We start from the raw sequence: 12,151 nt of genomic DNA, 5'->3' as shown, positions 1-12,151 counted from the left end.
GCTTACATCGATGTCCGCTCTGATCTGTGGTTCTCTTGCCTTCGACACCATCATGGTGTTTCCGGACCAGTTCAAGAATCACATCCTGCCGGACAAGGTGCACATCCTGAACGTGTCCTTCCTGGTGCCGCGCATGCGCCGCGAGTTCGGCGGCTGCGCCGGCAACATCGCCTACAACCTGCACCTGCTGGGCGGCCAGCCGATCCCGATGGGCACCGTGGGTTCGGACTTCGGCCCGTACCGCGAGTACTTCGAAGGCCTGGGCATCGACCTGTCGCGCGTGCGCGTGATCGATGAGCTGTTCACCCCGCAGGCGTTCATCACCACCGACCACGACAACAACCAGATCACCGCCTTCCACCCGGGCGCGATGATGCGTTCCTACGAGAACCATGTGCGCGGCGTGCCGGGCGTGACCCTGGGCCTGGTCGGCCCGGACGGCCGCGAAGGCATGATCCAGAACGCGCAGGAATTCCACGAGGACGGCATCCCGTTCATCTTCGACCCGGGCCAGGCCATGCCGCTGTTCAACGGCCCGGAGCTGCGCGCCTTCATCGACCAGGCCGACTACGTGGTGGTCAACGACTACGAGTCGAACCTGCTGCAGGAGCGCACCGGCTGGGACGAAAAGGAGATCGTCAGCCGGGTCAAGGCCTACATCACCACCCGCGGCCCGAAGGGCGCGGTCATCCACACCCCGGAAAAGAGCTACGACATCCCGCCGGCGCACGAGCGCCGCGTGGTCGACCCGACCGGCTGTGGCGACGCCTTCCGCGCCGGCCTGATCTACGGCATCCAGAAGGGCTACGACTGGCTGACCATCGGCCGCATGGGCAACCTGATGGGCGCACTGAAGGTCGAGCACCCGGGCACGCAGAACCAGCGCTTCACCTTCGATGAGTTCAACGAGCAGTTCAAGCAGCAGTTCGGTTACGCGCTGGGCGCGTAAGCCGAACCGCCCGCGCATCGCTCGGTGGGTGTCGACCTGGGTCGACACTGCCGGCCGGCGGCCGGCACTACCGGAACTTCCGACCGACACGTTGCCTGCTCTCTGTGGAGCCGAGCCCATGCTCGGCTTGCGCGCGCCTGCGCGATCTGACCGCAGAGCAGCCGAGCGTGGGCTCGGCTCTACACGGTCATGCGGCCTGCCAGGCCGCCAACAGCGCGCGGCAATCGGCGAAATGCCAGTCGGCACGGCCGGGCCACGGGTTTTCCGGCAGGTTGACCAGTACGGTGTGGGCGCCCGCGGCGCGGCCGCACTCCAGGTCGTAGGCGTGGTCGCCGACCATCACCGCCTCCCTCGCTGCAATGCCCCAGCGCCGCAGGTGCTGCTGCAGGCCATCCGGCGAGGGCTTGGGCACCGCTTCATCACGGCCGACGATGTCGGCATCATCGAACAGTTCCCCGACCCCGATCGCGTCCAGCGTCAGCTTCGCCAGCGCATGATCGTTGCGGGTCAGGATGCCCAGCCGGCAACCGTCGGCTGCCAGCGCACGCAGCAGCGTCACCGCACCCGGCGCCGGCAGCGCCTCCTCGGCCAGCACACGTTCGTGATCCAGCAGCCACTCACGCTTGGCCTGCGCCGGCGCATCCGGCAACGCTGCGATATGGTCCAGGATGTCCTCCTCGGCCGCGATCTGCAGCGCACGGCGGATCGCGGCGAAATCATGCACGGCGACGGTCAGCGTGCCATCCATGTCGAAGACCCAGTGCCGGATCGCGGACAACGCGTACACTGCGCTGCCCGTCGCGATCATCACTGCCACCACTGCGGCATGCGACTGGCGTCGACACCGCCGGTCTCGAACACGGCCGTACGCGTGCCGCCAGCCTTGACCGGGAACTCGATGCTGATCGACTTGCCCTTGCGCGCCAGCTTCCACAACGCCTTCTGGTCGGTGATGAACAGGGCGATGGCTTCATCGGTCTTCGGGCGCCAGGCCGCCATCGACACCGGCTTGCCATCGTCCACGGTCACCTTCACCGTGCACTGCGGGCAGCGGAAATCGCCGGCCTGCAGCACCAGGTAAGCGTGCCGCTTCCACTCCGGGTGATCGCGGAACACCAGCTGCACCGGCTTGGCGCCGCTGCCATCCACGTCCACCCGTTCCTTGCTGTAGATCTGCGCCGAAACCTGGTTGCCCTTGTTGCCCACCGGGATCTGGTTGTACTGCCACAGCGCCTGCATGCGGCGCAGGTCGCGCGCGGCATCGCCCTTGGCCTTGACCTCGTCGAAGCCCGCGGCGATGCGCTCGGCGGCGGCGGTGTCCTTGTACTGGTCCAGCAGCGAGGCGCCATGCAGGCGCGCGCGTTCCCAGTCCTGCGCGGCCACGGCCATGTCGTACTGCTTGGCCACGTCCTCGGCCTTGGCTTCCTTCTGCGCCTGCACGGCGGCCGCGGCGGCTTCCTGCGCCTTGCGCTCTTCCTCGGGGTTGCTGCAGGCGGCCAGGGCCAGGGTGCAGGCGGTGAGCAGGATCAGTCGTTTCATGGCGGAGGTCCTATGCGAGTGCATCCCGATTCTATCGGCAGCGAAAAGCGGATACAGCAACGGCGGGTTTCCCCGCCGTAGCTGGTGAAGCAGTGACCGGTTGCCGGCCAGCGGCCGGCACCACCGGTTACTTGGCTTCAGCCTTGGCCAGCATGTCCTGGACCGAGGCCGTGGTGATCGGGTGGTAGCCCGGCTTGGCCTTTTCAAAGGCCTGCTTGGCCAGCTCCAGCCCCTTCGGGGTCTTCACCAGTTCGGCGTAGATCGGCAGGATCAGCTTGCGACGGCCGACGCGCTCGATGAACGCGGCAGCACCTTCATTGGCCTGCTCGTAGCCGCTGCGGATCGCCAGCGGGTACCAGCGCATGGCGATCTCGCCATTCGGGGTGCCGGTGAAGTGGAACGCCTTGTCCAGCGTGGCCAGCTTGTCCAGCGGCTGGGTCGCACCCAGGCCGTCGATGAAGCGCACCCATTCCTGCGTGCTCCAGTCGGCGATGACCTGGCTGCTCGGCACGGTGCCGGCGCTGGCGAAGGCAATGCGCGCGGTATCGACGCTGCTGAAGTTGCGCGACTGCGCCTTGGCCGCGAACGCCGGAATGCCCGGCTCGTCCAGCCACGCCTTCAGTTCGGCCTCGGTCACTGCCGAGGGATTCTTCGGCAGCAGGTTCTTCTTCATGTACGCGACGAACTGGTCGGTGTTCGCGCTCTGGAAGGCATGGTCATCGAACCAGCCGCGCAGGAACGGATCGAAGGTCTCGCGGCCGAAGCGCTGCTCCAGGAATTCCAGGAACCACGAACCCTTTACGTAGGCGACCTGGCTGAGGGCTTCGTCGGGGTCACGCTCGTTCAGCGGCGGCAGCGCCAGCGCCTGGTCGGCCGGGCTCATGTCCTTCACTTCGGCCAGCAGGTCGGTCTGGTCGATCTGCTTCTCCATCTCGGCCATCTCCTTGCCGTACAGGGCTTCGGTGATGCGGCCCTGGACGTAGGTGGTGAAGCCTTCATTGAGCCAGATGTCCTTCCAGCTGGCGTTGGTCACCAGGTTGCCCGACCAGCTGTGCGCCAGTTCATGGGCGACCAGCGAGACCAGCGACTTGTCACCGACGATCACGGTCGGGGTGGCGAAGGTCAGGCGCGGATTCTCCATGCCGCCGAACGGGAACGACGGCGGCAGCACCAGCATGTCGTAGCGGCCCCAGCGGTATTCGCCGTAGAGCTTCTCGGCGGCACCGATCATCTTCTCGGTGTCTTCGAATTCCTTGGCGGCCTTGTTGACCATGGTCGGCTCGGCCCAGACGCCGGAGCGGCCGGAGATCGGCTCGAACACCAGGTCGCCGGCGGCGATGGCCAGCAGGTAGGACGGAATCGGCTGCGGCATCTTGAAGGTGTAGTCACCGTCACGCGCGGCCTTCGGATCGTTGTCGGCACTCATCAGCACCATCACGTCCGGGCGCGAGACCACGTGCGCGCTGTAGGTGAAACGCACGCTCGGGGTGTCCTGCAGCGGCACCCAGGAACGGGCGTGGATGGCCTGCGACTGGCTGAACATGAAGGGCAGCTTCTTGCCCTCGGTCATCGACGGCGCCAGCCACTGCAGGCCCGAGGCGGTCGGTGCGGTGTGGTAGGTCACTTCCACCTTGGCCGGCTGTTCCGGGGTCTCGATGGTCAGCTTGCTGCCGAACACCTTGTCGACCGGGGCCAGCGCGAACTGCAGCGGGCTGCGCGCGCCATCGGCGGCGACGGCCTCGACCTTGGACACGGTCAGCTCGCGGGTGTCGAGCACCAGCTGCCTGGCGTCCTTCTGCTTCCATTCCAGGGTGTAGGTGGCGGTGCCGCCGATCTGCTTCTGGTCGAAGTCCAGCTTCAGATCCAGCGCGATGTCCTTGATGACGACCTTGTCCGGCTCGGCGTACGAGCTTTCGTCGTGGCTGCGGTTCTCGGCGTTCACGGGGGCGGCGGGGGCCTTTGCGGCAGTCGGGGCGGCGGCGGGCGCGGCCGCCTCCTGGGAGCAGCCGGCGGCCAGGGCCACGGCCAGCGGAAGGAGCATCAGCGGATTACGCATGAATCGGGACCGTTACGGGGATCAAACCCTAATGGTACCTCCCTCCGGCCGCGCAGGCGTTGCGCGGTGCGGGGTAATGGCGGGCACAGCACCGGTAGTGCCGGCCGCTGGCCGGCAACCCCGTCGCCCAGTGATTGGCCGCGCAGATGCCGGCCAGCGGCCGGCACTACGGAACACCGGGCTTACAGCTTGTAGCCGGAGTGGATCGAGACGATGCCGCCGGTCAGGTTCTTGTAGTGGCAGCGCTCGAAGCCGGCCTGCCCCATCATCGCCTTCAGTTCGTCCTGCGGCGGGTGCTTGCGGATGCTCTCGGCCAGGTACTGGTAGCTGTCCGAATCGTTGGCGAACAGCTTGCCCAGCTTGGGCAGGATCTTGAACGAGTGGAAGTCGTAGATCGGCTTGAACCAGTCCGCGGTGACTTCGGAGAATTCCAGCACGCGGGCCTGGCCGCCCACCTTCAGCACGCGGTACATCTCGCGCAGGCCAGCGTCCTTGTCGGTCACGTTGCGCAGGCCGAAGGCAATGGTGACCAGATCGAAGCTGTTGTCCGGGAACGGCAGGGCTTCGGCGTTGCACTGCACGTAGTCCAGGCCGAGCACGAGGCCGCGGTTGGTCAGGCGGTCACGGCCGACCGACAGCATGCCGGCGTTGATGTCGCCCAGCACCACCGAGCCCTCGGCGCCGACGCGCTCCTTCAGCAGGGCGGCGATGTCGCCGGTGCCTCCGGCCAGGTCGAGCACGCGGTCGCCCGGCTTCACCTGCGCGGTGGCCACGTAGTAGCGCTTCCACGCCCGGTGCACGCCCAGGCTCATCAGGTCGTTCATCAGGTCGTAGTTGCGCGCGACCGAGGTGAACACCTGGCCGACCAGCTTCTGCTTGTCCTTGGCGGCGACGTCGCGGAACCCGAAATGGGTGGTACCGGCTTTGTAGGGGGATTCGCTCATGGCCCCGATTATCGCACCGCCGGGGGCCAGCGGCACCCCCTGCCCGTATGATGGCGGGCCACGACTTACCGGAGCCCCGCATGATCACCACGCCCGACTACCAGGCCCTGCTGCAGACCGCCATCGCCGAAGCCCGCCAGGGCCTGGCCGAGGGCGGCGTGCCGATCGGCGCGGCGCTGTACCACAACGACGGCCGCCTGCTCGGCTGCGGCCACAACCGCCGCGTGCAGGAAGGCGACCCGTCGGTGCATGGGGAAACCGACGCCTTCCGCAAGGCCGGCCGCCAGCGCCGTTACCAGGACACCATCATGGTCACCACCCTGGCCCCGTGCTGGTACTGCTCGGGGCTGGTGCGCCAGTTCAACATCGGCACCGTGGTGGTGGGCGAATCGCGCACCTTCCAGGGCGGCATCGACTGGCTGCGCGAAAACGGCGTCAACGTGATCGACCTGGACAACCAGGAATGCGTGGACCTGCTGGGCGATTTCATCAGCCGTCATCCCGACATCTGGAACGAGGACATCGGCGAATGAGCCACGCGCGCTCGTCTCTGCAACACATTTAATGAACGCTTCAGCGCCGGTGCGCCCTTGTGCCGGCGGCCTTTGCGGGCATCGGCGTGACCGCGCGCACAGTCAGCCAGGTCACGCGCACACATTGCGGTAACACCCCACGCGGCTGACACGCCTACGGTGGGTTCACCGGGGCACCCTTTCCCCGGCGGAGCCAGCCATGTGCGCGCACGCCGTACGCCCTACGACAGACCCGATCCTCGATCCGATCCGCGAACGCTTGCAGCAGCAATATGCGCTGCACCGGCGCGGCGCGCCGTTCTGGACTGCCTATCAGCACATGCAACTGGAGCTGGTCCGCCGCCACCCGCTCGACCACGAACGCCTGTGCAATGCGATGGCCACTCTGGCCGAAGACCTCGGTGCGGTCGAACATGCGCAGTTGATCGGCCATGCCAACGCAGGCTCCACATCCCGCTGACGCGGCATGCACCGCCATATACGCCACACTCGGATGAACCCCCACTCCCTTTCCACTCAACCGAACTGGATTGTCATGCACGCTGAAGTCCCCACCATTCCTCCGGTCATCAACGTTGACGCCGAGCTTGACCACTGGCGCCGCCAACATGCCGAAGGCGCACTGCCGCACAACTCGTTCGGCTCGTACGTGCCGTGGATCAAGTTCGCCTGTGATTCGCTGATCACCCAGCCGCGCGCCAGCGAGGCCGAACGTGACGAGATGTTCCAGACCCAATACGCCCTGCAGATCATGCCGCGGCTGAGCGAAGCCCAGGCCCGTGAGTTCGTCGACCGTTGCTGGCAGCACGTCTACCAGAGCAGCCCGGTGCGCAGCCTGCAGGCGCCACGACTGCAGCGCATGCGCGCCTGACCGCCGCTGCACAACCCCTGCACGGGCCACTGCCGATCATCCTCGTCACCTGAGTGGGACGACGACGATGAAAGCACGCAACCTGTTCAATACGATCGCCAAGAAGGCCGCGGCCGCCACCGGCTCGCCGTGGACCTTCCTGGCTGCAGTAGCGATCGTGGTGATCTGGGGCATCAGTGGCCCGGTGTTCGGTTTCAACGACACCTGGCAGCTGGTGATCAACACCGGCACCACCATCATCACCTTCCTGATGGTGTTCCTGATCCAGCACACGCAGAACGCGGATACTGCCGCGATGCAGATCAAGCTGGACGAGCTGATCCGGGCGACGGCCGAAGCCAACAACGAACTGTTGGATCTGGAAGAACTGGATGAAGCGCGCCTGGAAGAGATCCGCGCCGAGTACGAGCAGATGGCGCGCGAAGCCGGCGATGCGCTGGCGCGCGTTCGCGCCTGCCATGCGGCGCGGCGCGACGATGAAGCGGTATAGCAGGCCTCCGAATGACAATGCCGGCCAACGGCCGGCACTACCCTCGATCTCCAGGTAGGTGCCAACCTTGGTTGGCACAGGGCCAGCCGCCTGCGCTGACGCATCCGTGCCAACCAAGGTTGGCACCTACCAGAAGCATTGCTTACCCGCGCTCGTGCCAGCCGCCGCCCAGCACCTTGTACAGGGTGATGCGGTTGGCCTGCTGCGCCAGCTGCGCCTGCAGCTGGGTCTGCTGCGCGTTGTAGGCGGTACGCCGCGCGTCAAGCAGGGTGACAAAGCTGTCCAGCCCCGCGTCGTAGCGTGCCTGCGACAGGCGATTGGCCTGTTCGGCCGCTTCCACCAGGCGCTGCTGTGAACTCACCTGCTCATCCAGGCTGACATTCAACGCCAGCGCATCGGCCGTTTCGCGGAATCCCACCTGGATCGACTTCTCGTACTGCGCCAGTGCGATATCACGATCCGCGTTGGCGATGGCCAGGTTGGCGCGCAGCTTGCCGCCCTGGAAGATCGGCAGGGTGATCTTCGGCAGGAAGCTCCACACACGGGTGCCGCTGTCGAACAGGTTGGACAGTTCGCTGGAGCCGCTGCCGATGCTGCCGGTCAGCGAGATGCTCGGGAAGAACGCTGCGCGTGCCGCACCGATGTTGGCATTGGCGGCCAGCAGCTGGTGTTCGGCGGCCATGATGTCCGGGCGCTGCAGCAGCACGTCGCTGGGCAGGCCGGCCGGCGGCGGGGCCAGCGCCAGCAGCTGCGGTTCGATGCTGTCCGGCAGCAGTGCCGGATCGAGCTGGCCACCGGCCAGCAGCGCCAGTGCGTTGCGGTCCTGGGCCAGCTGGCCGCGCAGGCGCGCGGCATCGGTGCGTGCGGTCTCGACCAAGGTACGGGTCTGGGTCAGCTCCAGCGCCGAACTGCCGCCGCGTTCGTGGCGGGCCTCGGCCAGGCGCAGCGAATCCTCGTAGGTCTTCAGCGTGGCATCGGCGATCTTCAGCCGCTGCGCATCAGCCCCATAGGTCAGCCACGCGGTGGCGGTCTCGGCCACCAGGCTCAGCTGCGCGTTGCGGCGGTTGGCAGCCACGGCGAAGTACTGCTGCAGCGCCGCCTCGCTGAGGTTGCGCACGCGACCGAACAGGTCCAGCTCGAACTCGGCCACACCCACGCCCGCGCTGAACTGCTCGGTGACACCGGCATCGGTACCACGGCGGTCCATCTGGCCGGTCACGGCCACGCCGGGCACGCGATCGGCGCGCTGCACGCGGTACTGGCCACGCGCGCGCTCGACATTGAGCACGGCCACGCGCAGGTCGCGGTTGTTCTGCAGCGACTGCTCGATCACCTGCTGCAGGCGCGCATCGGTGAAGAAATCGCGCCAGCCGACGGCGGCGACATCGGCCACCTCGCCCTGCGCGGCCTCGGCCGGCCACTGCACAGGAATCGCCGGAGCGACGGCGGTGTTCTTCGGCGCCAGGGTGGAGCAGCCGGCCAGCGCGAGCGTGGCGGCAATGGAGAGGAACAGGGATGCACTTTTCATGGGGATCACTTCCATCGGTACTGCCGGATGGCAGGAGGCAGTGCCGGCCAGCGGCCGGCACTACCGTTTCGATAACGCCAGCCTGAGGCCGGCATGACCGTTTCAGGTCACGTCGTGGATCTGCGCTTGAACACGCGCTGCACCACCACGAAGAACAGCGGCACGAAGAACACGCCGAGCACGGTGCCGACGATCATGCCGCCGAGCACGCCGGTGCCGATCGCCTGCTTGGCGCCGGAGCCGGCACCGGTGGAGATCGCCAGCGGTACCACGCCCATGCCGAAGGCCAGCGAGGTCATCACGATCGGGCGCAGGCGGTCGCGCACGGCGTGCATGATCGACTCGATCAGGCTGGCGCCCTTTTCCAGGTTTTCCTTGGCGAACTCGACGATCAGGATCGCGTTCTTGCTGGTCAGGCCCACCGTGGTCAGCATCGCCACCTGGAAGTAGATGTCGCGCTCCAGGCCCTTGAAGGTGTTGGCCAGCACCGCGCCGAGGATACCCAGCGGGGCCGCCAGCAGCACCGCGGTCGGCACGCTCCAGCTTTCATACATCGCGGCCAGGCACAGGAACACGATCATCAGCGACAGCGTATACAGCAGCGGCGTCTGCGAGCCGGCCTGGCGTTCCTGGTAGGACATCGCCGTCCATTCGATGCCGAAACCCGCCGGCAGCTGCTTGGCCAGCTGTTCGATCTCGGCCATGGCATCACCGGAGGCGACACCCGGGGCCGGTTCGCCCTGGATTTCCATTGCCGACACACCGTTGTAGCGTTCCAGGCGCGGCGAACCGTAGTCCCAGTGCTTGGTAGCGAAGGCGCTGAACGGCACCATCTCACCCTTGTCGTTCTTCACGGACCAGAGATCGAAGTCCTCCGGCACCATGCGGAACGCCTGGTCGGCCTGCACGAACACACGCTTGACGCGGCCACGATCGACGAAGTCATCGATGTACGAGCTGCCCCACGCGGCTGCCAGCGTGCCGTTGATCTGGTCGATCGACAGTCCCAGCGAGGTCGCCTTGGCCGCGTCGATGTCGATGCGGAACTGCGGCGTGTCTTCCTGGCCGTTCGGGCGTACGTTGGCCAGCTTCTTGCTGCCTGCGGCCAGGCCGAGCAGCTGGTTGCGCGCGGCCACCAGTGCCTCGTGGCCCTGGCCGCTGTTGTCCTTCAGGAAGAAGGTGTAGCCCGAGGCGGTCCCCAGCTCCGGAATGGCCGGCGGCGGGAAGGCGAAGATGAAGGCATCCTTGATCTGGCCCAGGGCCGCCATCGCACGGCCGGTGATCGGCATCACGCCATTGTCGGCGTCACGCTCGCTCCAGTCCTTCAGCTTGACGAACGCCATGCCCGCGTTCTGGCCCATGCCGGCGAAGCTGAAGCCCTGCACGGAGAACACCGAGTCCACCGCATCCTTCTCGTTCTGCAGGAAGTGGTTTTCCAGTGCCGCGATCGATTCCAGCGTGCGTTCCTGGGTGGCACCGACCGGCGCCTGCACCAGCGCCATCAGCACGCCCTGGTCTTCATTGGGCAGGAACGAGCTGGGCAGGCGCACGAACAGCACGCCCATCAGCACGAACAGCGCCGCCACGATGCCCATGAAGCGCCACGGACGGTGGATGATGCCGCGCACGCCGCGCTGGTAGCTTTCGCTGGTGCGGTCGAAGCCACGGTTGAAGCCATTGAAGAAGCGACCGGCCAGGCCACGGTGGGCGACGTGGTGCTCACCCTTCTTCAGCGGCTTGAGCATGGTCGCGCACAGTGCCGGGGTCAGCACGATCGCCACCAGCACCGACAACGCCATCGCAGAGACAATCGTGGCCGAGAACTGGCGATAGATCACGCCGGTGGAGCCGCTCATGAAGGCCATCGGCACGAACACCGCCGACAGCACCAGGCCGATACCCACCAGCGCACCGGTGATCTGGCCCATCGACTTGCGGGTCGCTTCGAGCGGCGACAGCCCTTCCTCGGACATGATGCGCTCGACGTTCTCCACCACCACGATGGCATCGTCCACCAGCAGGCCGATCGCCAGCACCATCGCGAACATGGTCAGCATGTTCACCGAGAAGCCCAGCATCGCCAGCACGCCGAAGGTACCCAGCAGCACCACCGGCACGGCGATGGTCGGGATCAGGGTGGCGCGGAAGTTCTGCAGGAACAGGTACATCACCACGAACACCAGCACGATCGCTTCGATCAGGGTCTGCACCACGCCCTTGATCGACACGCGCACGAACGGGGTGGTGTCGTACGGGATCTCGGCCTTCAGGCCGGCCGGGAAGAAGCCCTTCATGTCTTCCAGCGCGGCATCCACACCGGCCGCGGTATCCAGCGCGTTGGCGCCGGTGGCCAGGGTGACCGCCAGGCCACTGGCCGGCTGGCCGTTGTAGCGGGTGACGAAGTCGTAGGACTCGGCACCCAGCTCGACGCGGGCGACATCACCCAGGCGCAGCTCGGCACCGTCCTGCGCACCGCGCACGATGATGTTTCGGAACTGTTCCGGGGTCTGCAGGCGCGACTGCGCGTTGATGGTGGCGTTGAGCTGCTGGCCCTTCACCGACGGCGCACCGCCGAGCTGGCCGATCGCCACCTGGGCGTTCTGCGCCTTGATCGCGGCGGTCACTTCCGGCACCGACAGGCCATAGGTATGCAGCTTGTTCGGGTCCAGCCAGATGCGCATGGCGTACTTGCCACCGAACACCTGGATGTTGCCCACGCCTGGCACGCGGCTCAGGCGGTCGACGACATTGGAACCGACGTAGTCGGCGATGTCGTTGGCGTCCATGCTGCCGTTCTCGGACACGAACGCGATGACGTTCAGGAAGCCCGAGCTGGACTTGGCCACGTTGATGCCCTGCCGCTGCACTTCCTGCGGCAGCAGCGGCATGGCCAGCTGCAGCTTGTTCTGCACCTGCACCTGGGCGATATCCGGGTTGGTGCCGCTCTCGAAGGTCAGGGTGATGGTGGCCTGGCCGTTGGACGAGCTGTTGGAGGAGAAGTAGATCAGGCCATCAAGGCCCTTCATGTTCTGCTCGATGATCTGCGTCACCGAGTCCTCGACCACCTTGGCCGATGCACCCGGGTAGGTGGCACTGATTTCCACCGCCGGCGGTGCGACGTTGGGGTACATCGAGACCGGCAGCTTGAACAGCGCCAGGCCGCCGGCGAGCATGATGATGATGGCGATCACCCACGCAAAGATGGGTCGATCGATGAAAAAGCGTGCCATGGGGTTCTCCG

Annotated in this window: 11 protein-coding genes; 5 read left to right on the top strand and 6 right to left on the bottom strand. The window is 66.4% G+C overall.

The window, feature by feature from the left end:
* Nucleotides 1-10: 10 nt before the first annotated feature.
* On the top strand, nt 11-949 hold the full coding sequence (locus ACUVWL_RS20470) for a carbohydrate kinase family protein (protein ID WP_005411078.1): 939 nt from the start codon (nt 11-13) through the stop codon (nt 947-949).
* Nucleotides 950-1,136: 187 nt separating this feature from the next.
* Here ACUVWL_RS20470 and ACUVWL_RS20465 read toward each other — a convergent pair whose 3' ends face one another.
* The 4 genes from ACUVWL_RS20465 to ubiE form a co-directional block, all read right to left on the bottom strand.
* Nucleotides 1,137-1,757 carry an HAD family hydrolase gene (locus ACUVWL_RS20465; RefSeq protein WP_346601746.1) on the bottom strand — a complete coding sequence of 207 codons (621 nt, stop codon included), beginning with the start codon at nt 1,755-1,757 and terminating at the stop codon, nt 1,137-1,139.
* Nucleotides 1,757-2,488, bottom strand: a complete 732-nt coding sequence (locus ACUVWL_RS20460) for a hypothetical protein (protein ID WP_008265071.1) — start codon at nt 2,486-2,488, stop codon at nt 1,757-1,759. Before ACUVWL_RS20460 ends, ACUVWL_RS20465 begins: the two co-directional genes overlap by 1 nt.
* A gap of 127 nt (nt 2,489-2,615) precedes the next feature.
* On the bottom strand, nt 2,616-4,544 hold the full coding sequence (locus ACUVWL_RS20455) for a M1 family metallopeptidase (RefSeq protein ID WP_100450631.1): 1,929 nt from the start codon (nt 4,542-4,544) through the stop codon (nt 2,616-2,618).
* A 182-nt stretch (nt 4,545-4,726) separates the two neighbouring features.
* The gene (ubiE, locus tag ACUVWL_RS20450; RefSeq protein WP_005411082.1) at nt 4,727-5,488 is read right to left on the bottom strand and encodes a bifunctional demethylmenaquinone methyltransferase/2-methoxy-6-polyprenyl-1,4-benzoquinol methylase UbiE; all 762 of its coding nucleotides are present in this window, start codon (nt 5,486-5,488) and stop codon (nt 4,727-4,729) included.
* Between the two features lie 80 nt (nt 5,489-5,568).
* Here ubiE and ACUVWL_RS20445 point away from each other — a divergent pair, with 80 nt between their 5' ends.
* From ACUVWL_RS20445 to ACUVWL_RS20430, 4 genes are all read left to right on the top strand, one after another.
* Nucleotides 5,569-6,021, top strand: a complete 453-nt coding sequence (locus tag ACUVWL_RS20445; RefSeq protein WP_005419409.1) for a nucleoside deaminase — start codon at nt 5,569-5,571, stop codon at nt 6,019-6,021.
* Nucleotides 6,022-6,220: 199 nt separating this feature from the next.
* Nucleotides 6,221-6,481, top strand: coding sequence for a hypothetical protein (locus tag ACUVWL_RS20440; protein WP_014648454.1), 261 nt, complete (start codon nt 6,221-6,223; stop codon nt 6,479-6,481).
* A 75-nt stretch (nt 6,482-6,556) separates the two neighbouring features.
* Nucleotides 6,557-6,892, top strand: coding sequence for a hypothetical protein (locus tag ACUVWL_RS20435; RefSeq protein ID WP_005411085.1), 336 nt, complete (start codon nt 6,557-6,559; stop codon nt 6,890-6,892).
* Nucleotides 6,893-6,959: 67 nt separating this feature from the next.
* Entirely contained in the window at nt 6,960-7,382 is a 423-nt protein-coding gene (locus ACUVWL_RS20430) for a low affinity iron permease family protein (protein ID WP_032961193.1), read from the top strand.
* 142 nt (nt 7,383-7,524) lie between these two features.
* Here the strand turns inward: ACUVWL_RS20430 and smeF are convergent, their stop codons facing one another.
* Nucleotides 7,525-8,925: a multidrug efflux RND transporter outer membrane subunit SmeF gene (smeF, locus tag ACUVWL_RS20425; protein ID WP_445978701.1), complete on the bottom strand. Its 1,401-nt coding sequence runs from the start codon at nt 8,923-8,925 to the stop codon at nt 7,525-7,527.
* A 92-nt stretch (nt 8,926-9,017) separates the two neighbouring features.
* Nucleotides 9,018-12,140 carry a multidrug efflux RND transporter permease subunit SmeE gene (smeE, locus tag ACUVWL_RS20420; RefSeq protein WP_014648457.1) on the bottom strand — a complete coding sequence of 1,041 codons (3,123 nt, stop codon included), beginning with the start codon at nt 12,138-12,140 and terminating at the stop codon, nt 9,018-9,020.
* Nucleotides 12,141-12,151: the final 11 nt, after the last annotated feature.

It is taken from the genome of Stenotrophomonas muris (genome assembly GCF_052751275.1).
The sequence above is the reverse complement of the archived record's forward strand: the minus strand, read 5'-3'. Positions and strand labels throughout refer to the sequence as shown.